The organism is Kitasatospora sp. NPDC090091, from assembly GCF_044747365.1.
Classification (GTDB): Bacteria; Actinomycetota; Actinomycetes; order Streptomycetales; family Streptomycetaceae; genus Kitasatospora.
Genome location: NZ_JBIVDY010000018.1, coordinates 19,626 through 38,736 on the forward strand (window position 1 = coordinate 19,626; position 19,111 = coordinate 38,736).

Sequence of the window (19,111 nt, forward strand, 5' to 3'; positions counted from 1 at the left end):
CGTCGGACGGCGGCACGGAGAACGCCGGAGTGAAGCGGAGCGTGCCCGTGCGGGGCACGCCCGGGTACCGGTCGCCGCCGCCGTCGGGCGGCGGCGGCCGGTACCCGGGACCTTCACTGCCAAGTGACGTGGGCCTTCCGCCGAGTGGCGGTGGCCGAGCACATCGGGGAAGAGGACTGAAGTGAATCAGCAAGCCGTTGCCGTCGTGGGCATGTCGTGCCGGGTCCCGGGGGCCGCCGACGTCCCCGCCTTCTGGCGGATGCTCCAGGACGGCGTCGACGCGATCGTCGAAGCGCCGGCGGAGCGCTGGTACGACGTACCGGAGCTGGCCCGTTACCGGCGGGGTGGGTTCGTGGACGGCGTGGCCGACTTCGACGCCGGGTTCTTCGGGGTCTCGCCGCGTGAGGCCGAGGCGATGGACCCGCGCCAGCGCCTCGCGCTCGAACTGAGCTGGACGGCGCTGGAGGACGCCGGTGCCACGCCGGACAGCCTGCGCGGCAGCACGACGTCGGTGTTCATCGGTGCCGCGGGCGACGACTACATGTCGCTGGTGCACCGGCACGGTCCCGGCGCGGTGTCCCACCACTCGCTGGCGGGGCTGAACCGTGGGCTGATCGCCAACCGGATCTCCCACTGGTTCGACCTCCACGGGCCCAGCCTCGTCGTGGACACCGCACAGTCCTCCTCCCTCGTCGCCGTGCACCTGGCCGCCGAGAGCCTGCGCTCGGGCGAGGCCCGGCTGGCCCTGGCCGGCGGCGTCCACCTGAACCTGGTGCCGGAGGGCGCGCTGCCCCTCGCCCGCGCGGGCGCGCTCTCCCCGGACGGCCGCAGCTACACCTTCGACGCCCGCGCCAACGGATTCGTCCGGGGCGAGGGCGCGGGCGTGGTCGTCCTCAAGAAGCTGGCGGACGCGGTCGCGGACGGCGACCGGATCTACTGCGTCCTGATCGGCGGCGCGGTCAACCACGACGGCGCAGGCCAGGCCCTGACCGTCCCGGACAGCGACGCGCAGCAGGCCCTCCTGCGGGAGGCGCACGCCACGGCAGGCGTGACGCCCGATCAGGTGCGGTACGTCGAACTGCACGGCACCGGTACCCGGGCGGGCGACCCGGTGGAGGCGGGCGCGCTCGGCGCGGTGTTCGGAGAGGGCCGCGACCCCGGGCAGCCGCTGCTCGTCGGGTCGGTGAAGACCAACATCGGGCACCTCGAACCGGCCGCCGGAATCGTCGGCCTGATCAAGGTCGCGCTGTCGGTGAAGCACGGCCTGCTCCCGGCGAGCCTCAACTTCGCCGAGCCGCACCCGGCCATCCCGATGGACGCGTGGAAGCTCCGGGTGAACTCGTCCACGGGGCCGTGGCCCACGGGTGACCGGCTCGCCGGGGTGAGCTCCTTCGGCATCGGCGGCACCAACTGCCACCTCGTCGTCGGCGCCCACCCGGAGCCCGGCACCGCGTCCGGCAGCGCGCCGGCAGCCTCCTCCGCCACCTCCTCCGCCACCTCCCCGGTGCCCGTCGTCGTGTCCGCCAAGTCCGCGGCGGCGCTGCGCGCCCAGGCGGAGCGGCTGCGGCAGCGGGTGGAGTCCGACCCGGACCTGGAGCCCGCCGACGTCGGCTGGTCCACCGTGACGACCCGCGCCACGCTGAAGCACCGGGCGGTGGTCGTCGCCGCGGACCGCGCCGAACTCCTCGACGGCCTGGCCGCGCTGGCGGCGGGCGAGGCGTCCGCGAACGTCGTCACGGGTGAGGCCTCCGCCAGGACGGGCCTGGTCTGGGTGTTCCCCGGCGCGGGCTCGCAGTGGGCCGGGATGGCTCTCGGCCTGTGGGAGTCGAACCCGGTGTTCGCGGCCCGGATGGACGAGTGCGAGCGGCTGCTGGGCGAGCTGACCGACTGGTCCCTGCGGGACGTCCTCGCCGACGGGGCGGCCCTGGAGCAGGTCGGCGTCATGCAGCCCGCGCTGTTCGCCGTGATGGTGTCCCTGGCGGAGGTGTGGCGTTCGGTGGGCGTCGCCCCCGACGCCGTCGTCGGCCACTCGCAGGGCGAGGTCGCGGCCCTCTGCGCGGCGGGGATGCTGTCCCTGGCCGACGGCATCCGGCTGATCGTCCGGCGCAGCCGGGTCATCGTCAGCGGCCTGGTCGGCCTGGGGGAGATGGCGTCCCTCGCGGTGGCGCCCGAGGACGTCGACACCGGCCGGGTGGCGATCGCGGCGGTCAACGGCCCCCGTGCGGTGACGGTCTCCGGTGAGAGCGACGCGGTGCGCGAGCTCGTCGCCGACTGCGAGGCGCGCGGCATCCGCGCGCGGGTCATCCGGACCGGGTTCCCCTCCCACTCGCCGCAGGTGGAGGCCGTCCGGGCGGAGACCCTGGCCGCCGCAGCGGGTATCACGGCGACCGACACCGACGTCGCGTTCTACTCGACGGTCACCGGCGGCCGGCTGGGCGCGGCGGACCTCGGCCCAGAGTACTGGTTCGCCAACCTGCGCCGGACGGTCCGGTTCGCGGACACCGTGGGGCAGGCCGCGCGCGACGGGCACCAGGTGTTCCTGGAGATCAGCCCCCACCCCGTGCTGGCCATGGCGGTCCGGGACACCGTCGACGGCGTCCTCGCCCAGGGGACGCTGCGCCGGGACGACGGCGAGGTCCGCCGCCTGCTGCTCTCGATGGCCGAGCTGTACACCAAGGGCGTCGCGGTCGACTGGCGGAGCCTGTTCGGCGGAGCGCGCCGGGTGGAGCTGCCCACCTACGCGTTCCAGCGCGAACCCTTCTGGATCAGCGGTGAGCCGGTCCGGCCGGCCCTGACGACGGAGGCCCCGGCGGTGGCGCGCCCCGAGCGGGCGGACCGGGCCGAGGCGGCGGCAGAGCCCGGCGCGTCCGGGCCGGCCGGGACGGCCTCGGGCGCCCGCCCGGGCGACCAGGAGCTGTGGCGGCTGGTCCGCTCGCACGCGGCGGCCGTGCTCGGGCACAGCGACCCGGCCTCCGTCGAGGCGGACAGCACGTTCAAGGAGCTCGGCTTCGACTCGGTGACCGCCGTCGACCTGCGGGACCGCCTCAACGAGGCCGCGGGTCTGCACATGCCGACCTCGCTGCTGTTCGACCACCCGACCCCGAGGGCCGTCGTGCGGCACATGCACGGCGAGCTGTTCGGGCACGAGCAGCCGGACCGCCTCCCCGCCGGGGACGGCTCCACCGCGCTCTCCGACGACCCGATCGCGATCATCGGCATGGGCTGCCGCTACCCCGGCGGGGTGGCCTCGCCCGAGGACCTCTGGCGGCTGGTCGCCGACGGCGTCGACGCGATCACGCCGTTCCCGCAGGACCGCGGCTGGCCCGCCGCAGCCGGCGGGGACTACGCCCGGGTCGGCGGGTTCCTGCCCGACGCGGGCGACTTCGACGCGGGCTTCTTCCGGATCAGCCCGCGCGAGGCGACCTCGATGGACCCGCAGCAGCGGCTGGTGCTGGAAGTGGCCTGGGAGGCGCTGGAGCGTGCCGGCCAGGACCCGGCGGGGCTGCGCCGCAGCCGGACCGCCGTGTTCATGGGCGCGATGGGGCAGGACTACCTGCCGCGGCTGGGGGAGGTCCCCGAGAACCTGGCCGGGCACGCCCTGACCGGGGCCGCGGCCAGCGTGGTGTCCGGCCGGGTCGCCTACACGTTCGGCTTCGAGGGCCCGGCCGTGACGGTCGACACCGCCTGCTCGTCGTCGCTGGTGGCTCTTCACATGGCCGCGCAGTCCCTGCGGTCGGGGGACTGCTCGCTGGCCCTTGCCGGTGGCGTGACGGTCATGTCGACGCCCGGCATCTTCGTCGAGTTCTCCCGGCAGGGGGGCCTTGCCGCGGACGGCCGTTGCAAGGCGTTCTCCGAGGCGGCCGACGGCACCGGATGGTCCGAGGGCGTCGGCGTGCTGGTGCTGGAGCGGCTCTCGGACGCCCGGCGCAACGGCCACCGGGTGCTCGCGGTGCTCCGGGGCAGCGCGATCAACCAGGACGGCGAGAGCAACGGCCTGACCGCTCCGAACGGCCCGTCGCAGGAGCGGGTCATCCGGCAGGCGCTGGCCGGTGCCGGTCTGGACACGGCCGACGTCGACGCGGTGGAGGCGCACGGGACCGGCACCTCGCTCGGCGACCCGATCGAGGCGCAGGCCCTGCTGGCCACGTACGGGGAGGACCGCCCGCAGCCGCTGTGGCTGGGGTCGGTCAAGTCGAACATCGGGCACACGCAGGCCGCCGCGGGCGTCGCCGGTGTGATCAAGATGGTCATGGCCATGCGTCACGGGGTCCTGCCCAGGACGCTGTTCGCCGACGCGCCGACCTCGCACGTCGACTGGTCGGCGGGCGCCGTGGAGCTGCTGACCGAGCAGCGTGCCTGGCCGGACGCCGGCCGGCCGCGCCGCGCCGGCGTCTCCTCGTTCGGCATCAGCGGCACCAACGCCCACGTCATCGTCGAGCAGGGCGACCCCGACGAGCAGCCGCCCTCCGCCGAGCCGGCCGGCGTCCTGCCGTGGCTGGTGTCCGCGCGGACCGCGGCGGGCCTGACCGCGCAGGCCGAGCGCCTGGCCGGTGCCCTGTCCGCCGACCCGGCGCCCGGCACGGCCGACGTCGCCCGGACCCTCGCGACCGGCCGGACCGTGCTCGACCACCGCGCGGTGGTGCTCGGTGCCGGGCGGGCGGAACTGATGTCGGGCCTGACCGCGCTGGCCGCGGGCGACCGGGCCGCCGGCCTGGTCGTCGGCTCCGCGAGCGCCGCTCCGCCCGTCGCCGTCCTGTTCTCCGGGCAGGGCAGCCAGCGGCTCGGCATGGGCCGCGAACTGGTCCGCGACTTCCCCGTGTTCGCCCGGGCGTGGAACGAGGTCCGGGACGCGTTGGCCCCGCTGCTGGAGCACCCGCTCGACGAGGTCGTCGGTGCCGAGCCCGGCTCCGCCCGGGCCGCACTGATCGACGAGACGGCGATGACGCAGCCCGCGCTGTTCGCCTTCGAGGTGGCGGCGTACCGGCTGCTGGAATCCTTCGGCGCGGAGCCGGCCGTCCTGATCGGACACTCCATCGGAGAGATCGCCGCCGCCCACGTGGCCGGCGTGTTCCCGCTCGCCGACGCGGCCCGCCTGGTCGCCGCACGCGGCCGGCTGATGCAGGCGCTGCCCCGGGGCGGTGCGATGGTGGCCGTCCAGGCCGACGAGGACGAGATCCACGAGGCGCTGGAGGGCAACGAGGACTCCGCCTCGGTCGCCGCGGTCAACGGCCCCACCTCCACCGTCGTCTCCGGCGCCGAGGACGTGGTCCTCGACATCGAGTCCATGTTCTCCGACGCGGGCTACAAGACCCAGCGGCTGCGCGTCTCGCACGCCTTCCACTCCCCGCTGATGGAGCCCATGCTGGCGGAGTTCGAGCAGGTGGCCCGGTCGCTCTCGTACGCGGCCCCGCGCATCCCGGTGATCTCGAACGTGACCGGCGGTCCGGCCGGGGCCGGCGAGCTGGACCGCCCCGAGTACTGGGTGCGCCACGTCCGCGAGGCCGTGCGGTTCTCCGACGGCGTGCGCGCCGCCGTGGCCGTCGGCGTCGAGGCGTTCGTCGAGGTCGGCCCGGACGGCGTGCTGTCCGCCATGGCCCAGGAGACCCTCGCCCAGGTCGCACCGGACACGCCCGCGATCCCGCTGGCCCGCAAGGCGCGCTCCGAATCCCGCTCCCTGGGCGAGGCGCTGGCCCGGATGCACGTCGCCGGCGTGCCCGTGGACTGGCGCGCCTACCTCGACGCCGTCGGCGGCGCCGGACGGCACGTCGACCTGCCCACGTACGCCTTCGACCGCCAGCGCTACTGGGTGCGGAGCGAGGCACCGCGGGGCGCCGTCACGGGCACCGGGCTCGACGCCGTCCGGCACCCGCTGCTCTCGGCCGTCACCGAACTCGCCGTCGGCGACCAGATCGTCCTCACCGGCCAGGTCTCACCCGCCGACGACACCTGGCTGGCCGACCACGCCGTATTCGGCCGGACCGTCCTCCCCGGTACGGCCTACGTGGAGATGGCACTGCAGACCCTGGACGCGGCCGGGTGCCGCCGCGTCGAGGAGCTGAACCTCCAGACGCCGCTGGTCCTCGGCGACGACCCGGTCCAGCTGCAGATCACCGTCGGCGCCCCCGACGGCTCGGGCCGGCGCGAGATCGGGTTCCACACCCGGCCCGCCGGGTCCCGGTCGTGGACCCGGCACGCCACCGGAGTGCTCGCCGCCGGCGAGGCGCCGCAGGCCCCCGCCACGGAGTCCGCGCCGCACACCCGGCCGCCGGCCGGGGCGACACCGGTGGACCCGGCCGAGCTCTACCCCCGCCTCGCCGAGCGAGGCTACGCGTACGGGCCCGCCTTCCGGGGCCTGCTCGGCCTCTGGCAGACCGAGGACGAGGCGTACGGCGAGATCCGGCTCCCGGACGGCGTGCCGCACGCCGAGGCCGGGTTCGCCGTCCACCCCGCGCTGCTGGACGCGGCCCTGCACCCGGTGCTGTCGCTGCTCGCCGGCGCGGACGCCGGACAGGTGCTCCTGCCGTACTCCTTCTCCGGGGTGCGGCTCCACGGCGACGGCGGAACGGACCTGCGCGTCCACGTCGCACGCACCGGCACCCACGAGGTGGCGCTGCGGATCACCGGCCCGAGCGGCGCTCCGGTCCTGTCCGTCGACTCGCTGGCGCTCATGCCGGCCTCCGCGGCACAGCTGGCCGCGGGAGCGACGGCCGACAGCCTGTTCGCCGTCGAGTGGACGCGGCTGTCCGCCCCGGCCGAGCCCGGCCGAGTACTGCCGGAGGACCGGTTCACGTACGTGACGGCGGCCGGGGACGAGGACGTCCCCGGCACCGCCCGGGCCACCGCGCACGAGGTGCTGGCCCAGGTGCGGACCTGGCTGCACGACGGGCTCGGCACGGACCGGCGGGTCATCGTGACCCGCAATGCCGTCGCCGTCTCCGAGGACGAGACGCCCGACCTGGCCGCCGCCCCGGTGTGGGGCCTGGTCCGGTCGGTCCAGGCGGAGCACCCGGACCGCTTCGTGCTCGTCGACACCGACGGCCACGAGGAGTCGCTGCGCACCCTCCGTGCGCTGGACCTGTCCGGCGAGCCGCAGATCGCCGTACGCCACGGCGTCGCCCACGCACCGCGCCTCGCACCGGTGACGGCGTCGCCGTCGGCGGCCGGCGGCCCGGTGCTGGGCAGCGGGACGGTGCTGCTCACCGGCGCGACCGGTGGTCTCGGCGCGCTGTTCGCCCGGCACCTGGTTGCCGAGCACGGTGTGCGGAACCTGCTGATGCTCAGCCGGCGCGGGCCCGCCGCGCCGGGCGCCGCCGACCTGGCCGAGGAGCTGACCAGGCTCGGTGCGGCGGTCACCGTCACCGCCTGCGACGTGTCCGACCTCGCCGCCCTGGCCGCGGTGATCGGAGGCGTCGCGCCGGAGGCGCCGCTGACCGCGGTCGTCCACATGGCGGGCGTGCTCGACGACGGCGGCGTGGAGTCCATGACGCCGGAGCAGCTCGACGGGGTGTTCCGGCCCAAGGCCGACGCTGCGTGGCACCTGCACGAGCTGACGAAGGACCTCCCCCTGTCGGCGTTCGTGCTGTACTCGTCCGTCGCCGGCGCGGTCGGGACGGCGGGCCAGGCGAACTACGCCGCGGCCAACACGTTCCTCGACGCCCTGGCGGCGTACCGCAGGGCGGCGGGCCTGCCCGCGACCTCGCTCGCGTGGGGTCCCTGGGAGCTCGGCATGGCGGGCACGCTCGGCGACGCCGACCTGGCGCGCTTCCGGCGGGCCGGCATGGTGCCGCTCGCCGCGGCGGAGGGGACCGCGCTGTTCGACACCGCGCTCGCCCTCGGCACGGCCCTGCTGGTTCCCGTCGCGCTCGACAGGACGGCGCTGCAGCAGCAGAAGGCGGTACCGGCGCTGCTCCGCGGGATGGTCACGGCGGCCCCCGGGCCCGAGCCGGTCGGCGGGGACGACGGGCCGGCATTCGTGCGGCGACTGGCCGAGCTGTCGTCCGGGGAACGCTCGGAGGCGCTGCTGGAGCTGCTGCTGTCGACGGCGGCCCTGGTGCTGGGCTACCCGTCCACCGACGACATCGAGGGCGAGATGTCCTTCAAGGAGATCGGGTTCGACTCCCTGAGCGGTGTCGAGTTCCGCAACCACGTCCGCACGGACACGGGCGTGGAGATCCCCGCGACCGTCGTCTTCAACTACCCGACCCCGGTCGCGCTGGCGGAGCACCTGCGGGACCGGCTGTTCCCCGAGGACGGTCCCGCACCTGAGCGAACGGAAGACGCAGAAGCAGAAGCGATCGAGGAGCTCGACGAGGAGATCGACGCGATGGACATCGCGGCTCTCGTCCAGCGGGCCTACTCCGAATGAACGGTGAAATGATGACCATGGAAGACCTGAAGACCGTCCGGCGATTCGTCAAGGCGGAGCTGTCCGGCGATGCGGGCCAGCTGGACGAGCTGGCCGAGAAGCCCTCGGAGGTGTACGAGAAGTTCCGCGAGACGGGGCTGGCCAACTGGTGGCTGCCGGAGGAACTCGGCGGCCGGGGCCTCGGTCTGGAGGACGGCGTCGAGATCGTCAACGAGATCGCCTACGGCGACGCGGGTGTCGCGTTCACGCTGTTCATCTCCGTCCTCGGCACCACCATGGTGCAGCTGTACGGGTCCGACGACCTGAAGGCCCGGTACCTCAGGCCGATGGCGGAGCGCGGCTCCTTCTGCGCCACGCTGGGCAGCGAGCGCACCGCCGGCAGCGAGCTCAACAAGATCGAGACGGTGGCCACCCGGGAGGGGGGCGACCTCGTCATCACCGGTGAGAAGTTCTTCTCCACCAACACGGACTTCGCGGACTTCCTGGTCGTCATCGCCCGGGCGGCGGACAACCCGGAGGAGTACCTCGCGGTGGTGGTCCCGAGGGACACCCCCGGGGTCGAGATCGTCAAGCGGTGGGACGTCATCGGCCTGCGGGCCTCCCACACCTACCAGGTGAGCCTGGACCGGGTCCGGGTGCCCGCGGGCAACCAGCTGGAGGGGTCCGGGCTCAGGCTGCTCGAAATCGGCCTCAACGCCAGCCGCATCCTGATCGCGGCGACGGCGCTCGGCATCGCCCGCCGGGTCCGTGACCACTGCATGCTCTACGCGAAGGCCAAGCCGTTCCGCGACGGCACCCTCCTCGACAGCCCGGTGTTCGCACAGCAGCTGGGCCAGATGGAGATGCAGATCGACGTCATGAAGAGTCACCTGCTCAGGGCGGCCCGTGACTTCGACAGGATCATGACGGACCCCGACGCGGCCGCGCTGTTCGCCCGCCAGGGCACGCTCAAGTCGGCGCTGACGGCCAAGATGTTCTGCGGCCAGACGGGCTGGAGCGTCGCGAGCGCGGGCTCGGAGATGTTCGGGGGTCTCGGCTACACCCACGACCTGCCGATCGGGAAGCTGCTCCGGGACATCCGCTACGTGTCCATCGTCGAGGGCGGCGACGAGGTCATGCGCGAGCTGGTCTTCGGCCGCTACGTGGTTCCGGTGCTGCGCCGGACATGACGGAAGCGGGGGCACCCCGGGCCCTGTGGCCGGGGTGCCCCCGCTCCGGTCCTGCCCTCGCTCCGGTCCTGCTCCGGCGCCGGGCCGGTGACCGGCCCGACGTGCGGGCGCGGCCGGTGTCAGCGGACGAGCGCCTCGCGGATGCGGGCGATCACGGCCGGCGCGTGGTCGTTGAGGTAGAAGTGGCCGCCGGCGTACTCGTGCAGCGCGAAGGCGCCCGTGGTGTGGCTCTCCCACGCCTCGGCCTCGGCGCGGGTGACCTCCGGGTCGATGTCACCCGTCAGCGTGATCACCGGACAGCGCAGCAGCGGCGCCGCGGGCTGCCGGCGGTAGGTCTCGGCCGCCTTGTAGTCGGCCCGGATGGCCGGCAGCAGACTGCGCATCAGCTCGTCGTCCTCCAGCAGCTGCGGGCTGGTGCCGCTGAGCTTCTTGATGGTGTCGAGCAGCGTCGCGTCGTCGCTCAGGTAGACCTTGCTGCCTTCCCGGTGGCAGGCGGGTGCCCGCCGGCCGGACGCGAACAGCGTGACCGGGTCGACGCCCCCGGCCTCCAGCCGGAGGGCGACCTCGTAGGCGAGGGTCGCGCCGAGGCTGTGTCCGAAGAGCGCGAGCGGACGGTCCGTCCAGGGCTGCAGCACGTCGGCCAGGATGTCGGCCAGCTTGCAGACGTCGTCGATCGGTTCCTCGCCGCGCCGGTCCTGTCGGCCCGGGTATTGCACGGCGATCACGTCGACGGAGGGTGAAAGGGCCTGGGACACCGGAAAGTAGTAGGTGGCCGAACCGCCTGCATGCGGAAAACACACCAGTCGGGTCGGGGCCGCGTCGGCCGGGTGGAATCGGCGCAGCCAGTCGCCGGTCTGCGTGATCGAATCGCTCATGTTGTCCCCATGGAGTGCTGGAACGCGACATTGCCGGCACATGGCCGGGAGATGTCACCGTGAAACGAGGCGGCCGGCCGCCCGGGCTTCTCCCCGGCGGCGGCCGAAATGTGAAGGTCCGAATCCCGACAATGCCCGACGGATTGTCGTTCGGTGAACTTTGCCCTACCCTGGAGTGCGTAGTTAAGGGATGAACTAAATGGTGGAGGTGAGCAGGGTGGAAGATGTCGGTGGTGCGGCGCTGGAGAAGTTGGCGGAGGCGGTCGGGCAACCCACTTCCAGAGCGCTCGAAAATGCGAAAGCCCTCTTCCCGTTCATTGCGCACGAAGCCGTGACGAACGGTGATGCGTGCGTCGCCCCGGGCGCCGGGCCGGCCGGGTCAGCCGACCGTCACTCGGCTGCCGCCGCCGGCCGTGCCTAGTCCGGCCCCGCTCTCCAGGGCGAAGGCCCGCAGGCCCATCCCCTTGATGGTGTCGAACAGTTCCCGCGCACGCTCGGAGCGGTCGGCCTCGACGGCCATGGCACGCTCCAGGTGCTTCAGGCACCGGCTCCTGAAGGGGCCGATGGATCCGCGGGGTATCCCCAGTGTGGCGCTGACCTCGTCGTACGACATGGGAGGGTCGGCCACCAGCAGTCCGAGCAGCGCCTGGCACTTGGGCGAGAGCGAGCAGTAGGCGAGCAGGACCTCGTCGCGCGTCTCCTGCTTGAGCGCCTCTTCCTCCGGCTGGTTCTCGGACGGCTCGGGGCGGTCGAACACCTCGGGCTCGTCGGCGGGTGTGCTCCGCCCGGACCTCCGGATGTGCTTGAGGCTCTCGCGGCGCGCCGCCGCCGAGAGCCAGTGCGCCAGCTTCTCCGGGTCCCTGAGCTGGCCCAGGTGCTGGATCACCCGCAGCCAGGTCGTCTGGATGACGTCTTCGCAGTCGGCCGTGGAAAGTCGGTGTCCCCGGACGATGGCCCAAATCAGTGGTGTGTAACTGTCGACGATCTGGTTCCAGCTGTCCTGGTTCCCGGCCAGGCATTCGTCGACAAGACGATGCAGAGCAAGAGCCTTCATGTTCTATCCCCCGTCGCTCTCATGTGTTCGTCCCGCCGGCCGATCCCGGACGGCTGTGCACAGCTGACGACTCACCATGAGTAGGCATAGCGTCGCGTCTCAACAACTGCTGGAATGGCGCTACAGCCGCCAACTATACGGCGCCCCAGGGGTGTGATGTCAACGGTCGCATTTGCACGGACGAAACCCGGTGGAGTTGGCGGGGGCGGTGGACGGCGCGCTGTCAAGAAGGGGAATCCGGCTTCCGCTTAGCCCTTTTCGGATGGTGCCGGCAGGCCGATTCCCGGGGCCCGGGAACCGCACACGCCAGGCCGCCGGAAAGGCGGCGCTGCTATGCGGAACAAAGAACACCAGGTGGGAGTGGTGAGGCCGGATCGAGTGGTTTCCCGGCCCGTGAAATACGCAGCCGGCGGAGCTCCCCGCGGTGGTCGGAATTCCGGTGGCGGGGCCGGCCGGCGAAGCGAAAGGCGGAACTCGGCGGAGGTGATTCGGATCACGCCGGCCCCCGCTTCCGCGGTGATCGTCCCACCGGCGTTCCGGCCGCCGTCCGGGGACCCGGCGGCACGGGCGGCCGGGCGCGCGTCCGCCCGCCGAGGCCGCGTCCGCCCGCCCTGTTCACGGGGTGGGGCCATCGGGACGCGGGGCGGGCGAACCGGACCCGGAGGGGTCGAGCGCGAAGCCCGGCATTCCGGCAATGGCCTCCGCCCGGTAGGGAATCCGGGCGCCGAGCTGACTGAGCATGGCCAGTTCGGCCATCCACACCCGATGCATGAGCACGTGTTCCGGCATCGTCTCCATGCGGTCCCGGAGGATCTCCGCGTCCTTGGTGAGCGTGGCCCTGCGCACGGCCTCGCGCATCCATTCCCGGTCGAAGGCGAAGACCTCCTCGGCCAGCGGCTGCACGAGCATCTCCAGCGAGCGGTGCAGCCGGCCCCAGTCCTCGGCCTCCCCGGCCGCGTCGCCCTTGTCGCCCTTGCGGTCCTTGAGCAGCCCCACCTCCCGCATCACCCCGACCATCCGCTCCGTGTCGCCGTCGGCGCAGGCCCGCATCATCCGGCCCATCCACGGCACCGGGCCGTCGGGCAGCCGGGCCACGGCGCCGAAGTCGAGCACCCCGAGCCGGCCGTCGCCGGTGAGGCGGAAGTTCCCCGGGTGCGGGTCGGCGTGCAGCATGCCGCAGCGGTTCGGCCCCGCGTGGTTGAACCGCGTGAGCAGCAGTCCCAGCCGGTCCCGGTCCGCCTGGTCGCCGTCGGCCATGACGGCGGAGGCCGGCGTGCCGTCCATCCACTCGGTCACCAGGACGCGTTCGGTGGCCTTGACCACGCGGGGCACGAAGAAGTCCGGGTCGTCGGCGAAGGCCTCCGCGAACGCGGCCTGGGAGTCGGCCTCCAGGAGGTAGTCCAGCTCCTCCGCCATCCGCTCGCGCAGCTCCGTCACCACCTCGTTGACCTTGAGCTCGCCGCCCGTCACCCGGTCGATGATCCAGCCCATCCGGGTCAGTTGATCGAAGTCGGAGGAGAGGGCGTCGGCGGCGCCGGGGTGCTGGACCTTGATCGCGACGTCCCTGCCGTCGTGCCAACGGCCCCGGTGCACCTGGCCGATGGAGGCGGTCGCCACCGGCCGGTCGGCGAACTCCGTCAGCAGCTCACGCCAGTCGTCCCCCAGGTGCTCGCGCAGCACGGCGTGCACCGTACGGGCCGGCAGGGACGGTCCCGCCTCCTGCAGACTGGTCAGCGCCGCCCGGTAGGGCCGTACGAGGTTCTCCGGCAGGGCGCTCTCCATCACGCTGAGAACCTGGGCGAACTTCTGCGCCCCGCCTTTGAGTTCACCGATGACGGCGAAGAGCTGCTTGGCGGTGCGTTCCTCGATCTCGGTCCTGATCAGGTCCTCGGCGCCGCCCGCGAGCCGCTTCGTCACCCCGAAGGCGGTGCGCCCCGCGTATCCGAGCGGCAGTGACGCCACCTTCAGGAACCTTCGCACCGAGCCCTTCGGCAGGTCGCTCACCGGACTGCACCGCCGGCGTCGGAGAGGAGGGCCCGCACTCCGTCGGGCAGCACGGCCGGCGGCACTCCCTCGGGCAGCACGGCCGGCCTGGGGCCTGTCTTGGCCGTGGGCGTTCCGCCTTCGGTGTCCACAGTGCCTCTCCCTCTCGGTCGGCGGGGACCCGGCCGCAGGTGGCAGCCGTCCTCACCCTCTCTGATCCGCCCGAAGGCGCCGTGGATACACCTCACGGCGACTTCTCCGGCCGGTACCCGGACGTCGCGCCGGCCGCCGGACAATTCCGCACGGAAATTGCGCCCCGGCCCCCCGAAATACCGCAGCCGGACGGAACCGGTCGTGGATCTTCCGGAACCCCGATCCTCCCCGTCGGTGAACCCGGTCACCGTCTCCTCGATGATTTCCAACGCCCAAGGGTTAGTCAAGTGTGGCTGAAAACAGCCAGCTTGGGCGTACGGGGTGGCTGTTCCCGGAGGTGGTCGTCCGGGCGGGCTGCGGTCCGCCCGCGACCTGCGGCTTCCGCGTGCTTCCGGGACGGTTCCACCCTTCCCCGGGGTGCGGTTCGCCGAGGCCGGCGCGCGGCGGCCGCACGCTGCTGGGTCAAAACCGGCCAATCCACGGGCAAAGGGTTTCGGCCGCATTGTGCGTCCGGATACCGCGGCATTCAACCGGTTCAACATTGCACGAAATGATCGGGCGGGCGCTGCGGGAACGTACGCGGGCGGCCGCCGCGCCGGCCCGGCGGAGAAGGCGGGCGGCGATCGGCTACGGGCCGGCGATCGGCCGCGGGCCGGCGGGCGGGCGGAGGTGGCCGGTCACCAGCTGGGGCGGAGCGGTGGGAGGCGGTCGCCGGCCAGGGAGCGGACGAGGGCGGCGAGTTCGGCGCGCGGGAGGGTGAGGCCGCGCCGGCGGAGGTCGTCCGCCAGCTCGGCCTCCAGGCCGTGCAGGATGCCGCCGGCGACCGTGAGGTGTTGGTGGGCCTTGTCGGTGAGGACCACCAACTTGCGGCGGCCGCCCGCGGGGTGGGGTCGGCGCTGGACGTAGCCGCCCTTCTCCAGCTCGTCGACGATCTGGCCGGCGGCCTGCTTGGTGACACCGAGCCGGTCGGCGAGTTCGGTGCTGGTGAGGCCGGGGCCCCGGAGCGCCTGGAAGGCGAAGCCGTGCATGGGACGCAGGTCGTCGTGGCCGGCGGCCTCGACGCGGCGGACGAACTCGGACAGCACCAGCTGGAAGGCCAAGCCCAGGAGGAAGGTCAGCTCGGAGTGGGCGAGGGGGTCGTCGGTGTCCACGCTCCTCATGGTGACAGACGTATCCAGCCGCTCTACTCGGTCGGCCCGTCGCCCGGCCGGGGAGCCGGCTCCCTCGCCCGGCCGGGGGCCGGCTCCCTCACCGGGCCCAGGGGAGCGGGATGCGCTCGTCGCTGCCGGGGGCGGCGGCGGTGCCGCCGGCGGCCATGGCGACCAGGGCCTGCGCCCGGCCGCCGACGGCGCGGAAGACGCGGGTGCGGTCGGCCGGGACGACGAGGGCCTGGCCGCTGTCGACCAGCGCGGTCTCCTCGTCGACGACGAACTCGAAGGTGCCGGCGATGGGCATCCAGACCTGGTCCCGGTCGATCTGATGGACGGGGGAGTCGGTGCCGGGCTCCATCTCGACCCGCCAGGTGCTGACCTGCTCGCTGCCCCGGCTCGGGCCGGCGAGTGCGGCGGCGAGGCCGGAGGCGTTGTGGGTGGTGCGTTCGGCGGTCTCGGAGATGACGTGCATGGGCCCTCTTTCGTGACGTTGCGTGACGTGGCGTGCCGCGCCGAGGCGGCGGCTGCACGGCCCCGGCGCTGCGCCGGGAGCGGCGGCCGTGAGCGGCTCACCGTTAGGAAAGCAGGTTTACTCACGCATGTAAAGAGACTTTACTCATGGTCTGCGGGGCGGCCCGCGATCACTCCGGAGCGAGGGGGGTGCGGATGGGTTCGCATACGCATGATGGTGGGGCGGCCGGGCGCGGGGCGGCGGCATCGCGGGGTGCGGCGGGGGGAAGCCCATGCTCAGAGGGGGTCCGCCGCAGTGATCGAAAATGGTCAAAGCTAACATGGAGACAACACCCTCAGCTCGAAAGATGGACTTGTGACTGTCAACGACGACGTGTTCACGGACTGGATGAACCGCGAGGAGATCGCGGAGTCGATGATTCCGATCATCGGCCGACTGCACCGGGAGAGGGACGTCACCGTCCTGGTTCACAGCCGCTCGCTGGTGAACAAGTCGGTGGTCAGCATCCTCAAGACCCACCGCTTCGCCCGCCAGATCGCCGGCGAGGAGCTCTCGGTCACCGAGACGCTGCCCTTCCTCCAGGCCCTCACCGCCCTCGATCTCGGCCCCTCGCAGATCGACATCGGCATGCTCGCCGCGACCTACAGGGCCGACAGCCGCGGTCTCTCGGTGGAGGAGTTCACCGCCGAGGCCGTCATCGGTGCCACGGGCGCGAACAAGATCGAGCGCGGCGGCTCGCGTGACGTCGTCCTCTACGGCTTCGGCCGCATCGGCCGCCTCGTCGCCCGCCTGCTGATCGAGAAGGCCTCCGGCAACGGCCTGCGCCTGAAGGCCATCGTGGTCCGCCAGGGCGGCGACCAGGACATCGTCAAGCGCGCCTCGCTGCTGCGTCGCGACTCCATCCACGGCCAGTTCCAGGGCACCATCACCGTTGACGAGGCGAACAGCACGATCGTCGCCAACGGCAACGAGATCAAGGTGATCTACGCCAACGACCCGTCCGAGGTCGACTACACGGCGTACGGCATCAAGGACGCCATCCTCATCGACAACACCGGGAAGTGGCGTGACCGCGAGGGGCTGTCCAAGCACCTCCGCCCCGGCATCGACAAGGTCGTCCTGACCGCCCCGGGCAAGGGCGACGTCCCGAACATCGTGCACGGCGTCAACCACGACACGATCAAGCCGGACGAGCAGATCCTGTCCTGCGCCTCCTGCACCACCAACGCGATCGTTCCGCCGCTGAAGGCGATGGACGACGAGTACGGCGTGCTGCGCGGCCACGTGGAGACCGTCCACTCGTTCACCAACGACCAGAACCTGCTGGACAACTACCACAAGGCCGACCGTCGCGGCCGCTCGGCACCGCTGAACATGGTGATCACCGAGACCGGTGCCGCCTCGGCCGTCGCCAAGGCCCTGCCGGAGCTCAAGGCGAAGATCAGCGGAAGCTCGATCCGCGTCCCCGTGCCGGACGTCTCGATCGCGATCCTCAACCTGCAGCTGGCCCGCGCGACCAACCGCGAGGAGGTCCTCGACTACCTCCGCAACGTCTCGCTGACCTCGCCGCTGAAGCGCCAGATCGACTTCATCACCGCCCCCGACGCGGTGTCGAGCGACTTCATCGGCTCGCGCCACGCGTCGATCGTCGACGCCGGCGCCCTCAAGGTCGACGGCGACAACGCGATCCTCTACCTGTGGTACGACAACGAGTTCGGCTACTCGTGCCAGGTCATCCGGGTCGTCCGGCACGTCTCCGGCGTCGAGTACCCGACCTACCCGGCCCCGGCGGTCTGACCGGGCCCGAAGCGGTCTGACGCGGCCTGACGCGATCCGACCGGCCTCGTCCGTCGACGGCACCCGGAAGCCCCACGGCTTCCGGGTGCCGTCGACGTGTTTCGGGCCCCTTCCGGTCGCGCAGCGCCGGGGCGGGCACCCCGTCGGGGTGGGGGTGTGCGGCAGGTGGCGCAGCCGGTCGGGCGGTGGGGTGCCGGGTGCTGGTGGAGTGGAGACGGACCGGGACCGTCGCCCGGAGCCCGCCCGCAGCCGCCCGAAGGAGATGCGTGCCCATGCCGGAGCCAGGTGTGACCTATGACGATCTGAGCGCCGTAGTGATCAACTGCACCCTGAAGCGCTCGCCCGAGCGCAGCCACACCCAGGGGCTGATCGACGTCAGCACCGGCATCATGGAGCGCCAGGGCGTCCGGGTGGAGGTGCTGCGGGCGGTGGACCTGGACATCGCGACCGGCGTCTGGCCGGACATGACGGAGCACGGCTGGGAGACCGACGAGTGGCCGGTGGTCTACTCGCAGGTCATGGCCGCGGACATCCTCACGCTGGCCGGGCCGGTCTGGCTGGGGGACAACTCCTCCGTGATGAAGAAGGTGATCGAGCGGCTGTACGCCTGCTCGTCGATCCTGAACGAGCGCGGCCAGTACGCGTACTACGGCCGGGTCGGCGGGTGCCTGATCACCGGGAACGAGGACGGCGCGAAGCACTGCGCGATGAACGTCCTCTACAGCCTCCAGCACCTCGGGTACACCGTCCCGCCGCAGGCCGACGCGGGCTGGGTGGGCGAGGCGGGCCCCGGGCCCTCCTACCTGGACCCGGGCTCCGGCGGGCCGGAGAACGACTTCACCAACCGCAACACCACCTTCATGACCTGGAACCAGCTGCACCTCGCCCGGATGCTCAAGGACGCCGGTGGCATCCCCGCCCACGGCAACCAGCGCTCGGAGTGGGACGCCGGCTGCCGCTTCGACTTCGACAACCCCGAGCACCGCTGAGGTCGGGGCCGCCGGACCTGAAGGCCCTGAGGTTTCGGCCGCGGTTCACGGGGTTGCGCGCAGGGCGCGTCGAAGGCTTGCGATGAACCGGTGGAGGACGGCGGGGTGGCCGGCGGCGCGGGAAGGGTTGAGCTCGCAGACCGAGAGTGCTCGGAAGCGCGGGTCCCGGCAGGCGGTGTCCAGGGCCTCGGACACGGCGTCGAGGGTGGGGCCGCTGTTGCGGCCGTCCGTGCTCTCGGCGAGCGGCGCGTCGGTGAAGTCCAGGACGTCGACGTCGAGGTGCACGGCCAGGGGACCGGACGGGAGCGTGCCGAGGGCCCGGGTCACCTCGGCTGCCGGTGCGGCGGCCAGATCGACGTGCGAGCCCCATCGCAGGCCGAGGCCGCTTGCCTGCTCGCGTTCCCAGGGGGTGGCGGCCTCGGGGTCGATGCCGAGGAGGTGGAGCCGGTCCGGGGCGAGCAGCGGGCGGCGGGCGAAGGCGGCCGCCAGCGGCTCCGCGGCTCCGGGCAGGTCCAGTCCGTGGGCGAGCCCCATCCAGTCGAGGGCGCCCTCGCGGGTGCTCGCGGGGGTGTTGAGATCGAAGTGCCGGTCGATGTAGAGCAGGCCGGCGTCCGGGTCGCGTGCCGTGAGAGCCGCCATCACGCCCAGCGCGACGGTGCAGTTGCCGCCGATGACCAGGACGTCCGCGTCCTCCTCCAGCGCTCCGGCGACGTGGTCGGCGGCCGCCTTGACGGCCTGGACCACGGCCGCGAGGTTCTGGGCCCGCGGGTGCTGCGGGTCCGGGGCCCACACGTGCAGCGGCCCGTCCCCGGCGTCCCGTACCCGCCGGCCCGCCGCCCGCAGGTGATCGATCAGGCCCAGCTCGCGCAGCACGCCCGGGGCCGCCTCCTGGCCGGGTGCGTAGCTGCCCGCGCTGGTCGGCGCGCCCACCACAACGAGATCCCGCCGCATCCATCCATCATCGCCGTCCGCCCGGACGGGCGCGAGCCCGGCGGATTCCGGCCGCCCGCAGGCGTTCGCCCGCCGATCGTTGGCCCGCCGACGGGGCCGGGTGCGCCCCCCCGCGGAATACTGCGCGCGATCACCGGTTCTCATGGCGAAGA

The 19,111-nt window shown here is 72.8% G+C and carries 10 protein-coding genes; 4 read left to right on the forward strand and 6 right to left on the reverse strand.

All coding sequences use genetic code 11. From position 1 onward, the window contains the following. Window positions 1-181 precede the first annotated feature (181 nt). Both ACIPSC_RS28060 and ACIPSC_RS28065 read left to right on the forward strand, forming a co-directional pair. Complete coding sequence (locus ACIPSC_RS28060) at window positions 182-8,365, forward strand: type I polyketide synthase (RefSeq protein WP_400829071.1); 8,184 nt, start codon at window positions 182-184, stop codon at window positions 8,363-8,365. Between the two features lie 17 nt (window positions 8,366-8,382). Then, window positions 8,383-9,534 (forward strand): acyl-CoA dehydrogenase family protein, encoded by a 1,152-nt coding sequence (locus ACIPSC_RS28065; protein ID WP_400829073.1) that lies wholly within the window; start codon window positions 8,383-8,385, stop codon window positions 9,532-9,534. A gap of 119 nt (window positions 9,535-9,653) precedes the next feature. On the opposite strand, the gene ACIPSC_RS28070 is transcribed toward ACIPSC_RS28065, so the two are convergent. The 5 genes from ACIPSC_RS28070 to ACIPSC_RS28090 form a co-directional block, all read right to left on the reverse strand. Continuing rightward, a complete protein-coding gene (locus ACIPSC_RS28070) occupies window positions 9,654-10,409 on the reverse strand; it encodes a thioesterase II family protein (protein ID WP_400829075.1) in 756 nt (251 codons plus the stop codon). A 379-nt stretch (window positions 10,410-10,788) separates the two neighbouring features. Then, window positions 10,789-11,463 (reverse strand): RNA polymerase sigma factor, encoded by a 675-nt coding sequence (locus ACIPSC_RS28075; RefSeq protein WP_400829077.1) that lies wholly within the window; start codon window positions 11,461-11,463, stop codon window positions 10,789-10,791. Between the two features lie 615 nt (window positions 11,464-12,078). Further along, window positions 12,079-13,467 (reverse strand): ABC1 kinase family protein, encoded by a 1,389-nt coding sequence (locus tag ACIPSC_RS28080; RefSeq protein ID WP_400829079.1) that lies wholly within the window; start codon window positions 13,465-13,467, stop codon window positions 12,079-12,081. An 809-nt stretch (window positions 13,468-14,276) separates the two neighbouring features. Further along, complete coding sequence (locus ACIPSC_RS28085) at window positions 14,277-14,759, reverse strand: MarR family winged helix-turn-helix transcriptional regulator (protein WP_400829081.1); 483 nt, start codon at window positions 14,757-14,759, stop codon at window positions 14,277-14,279. A gap of 88 nt (window positions 14,760-14,847) precedes the next feature. Beyond that, window positions 14,848-15,222: a cupin domain-containing protein gene (locus ACIPSC_RS28090; protein WP_400829083.1), complete on the reverse strand. Its 375-nt coding sequence runs from the start codon at window positions 15,220-15,222 to the stop codon at window positions 14,848-14,850. 354 nt (window positions 15,223-15,576) lie between these two features. Between ACIPSC_RS28090 and ACIPSC_RS28095 the strand changes: the two genes are divergently transcribed. Together ACIPSC_RS28095 and ACIPSC_RS28100 are read left to right on the forward strand one after the other, a co-directional pair. After that, window positions 15,577-17,019, forward strand: coding sequence for a glyceraldehyde-3-phosphate dehydrogenase (locus ACIPSC_RS28095; RefSeq protein WP_400829085.1), 1,443 nt, complete (start codon window positions 15,577-15,579; stop codon window positions 17,017-17,019). A gap of 272 nt (window positions 17,020-17,291) precedes the next feature. Further along, complete coding sequence (locus ACIPSC_RS28100) at window positions 17,292-18,008, forward strand: flavodoxin family protein (protein WP_400829087.1); 717 nt, start codon at window positions 17,292-17,294, stop codon at window positions 18,006-18,008. Window positions 18,009-18,053: 45 nt separating this feature from the next. Here the strand turns inward: ACIPSC_RS28100 and ACIPSC_RS28105 are convergent, their stop codons facing one another. Beyond that, a complete protein-coding gene (locus tag ACIPSC_RS28105; RefSeq protein ID WP_400829089.1) occupies window positions 18,054-18,959 on the reverse strand; it encodes an arginase family protein in 906 nt (301 codons plus the stop codon). Window positions 18,960-19,111: the final 152 nt, after the last annotated feature.